The 372-nt window shown below is 58.1% G+C and carries 2 pseudogenes; one reads left to right on the top strand and one right to left on the bottom strand.

Annotated features, from left to right (window positions below):
• Positions 1-126: pseudogene (locus I6F36_RS39475) on the top strand (IS701 family transposase); the annotation flags it as partial.
• Between the two features lie 54 nt (positions 127-180).
• On the opposite strand, the pseudogene I6F36_RS39640 reads toward I6F36_RS39475, so the two are convergent.
• A pseudogene (locus I6F36_RS39640) lies at positions 181-312 on the bottom strand (hypothetical protein); the annotation flags it as partial.
• Between the last annotated feature and the right edge of the window lie 60 nt (positions 313-372).

Raw genomic sequence — 372 nt, 5'->3', positions numbered from 1 at the left:
TGGACGCGGGGTCTTCTGATCCGCCGCAACATCGCCGACGGCAGCTTGGCCTTCTTCTCCACATGGTGCCCCAAAGGCACGTCCATGCAGAAGCTGGTGTCGGTGGAAGGCCATCGCTGGGCCATCGCCTGTCCCGAAATCATCGAGCGCAATACGGACGCCGGCTTGACGAAGTTCGTCAATCACGGTCTTCGCAGCCCCGTTTCTTTCCACGAACGCGCTCTCTGTAATTTCAATCTCCAGGTGGCGCGGACTAAAGCCGGTCTGCTCTAGGAGCGATATAATGCGCTCTCCAAGCGCGGAATCCCGCAACTGAACAGGCGAAATGTTGAAGGCAAGCGAAAACGTCTTTGGCCACGCAGTGGCATCAAG

The organism is Bradyrhizobium sp. BRP19, from assembly GCF_020194195.1.
Lineage (GTDB): Bacteria > Pseudomonadota > Alphaproteobacteria > Rhizobiales > Xanthobacteraceae > Bradyrhizobium > Bradyrhizobium yuanmingense.
This window is presented reverse-complemented; position numbering and strand designations above follow the sequence as displayed.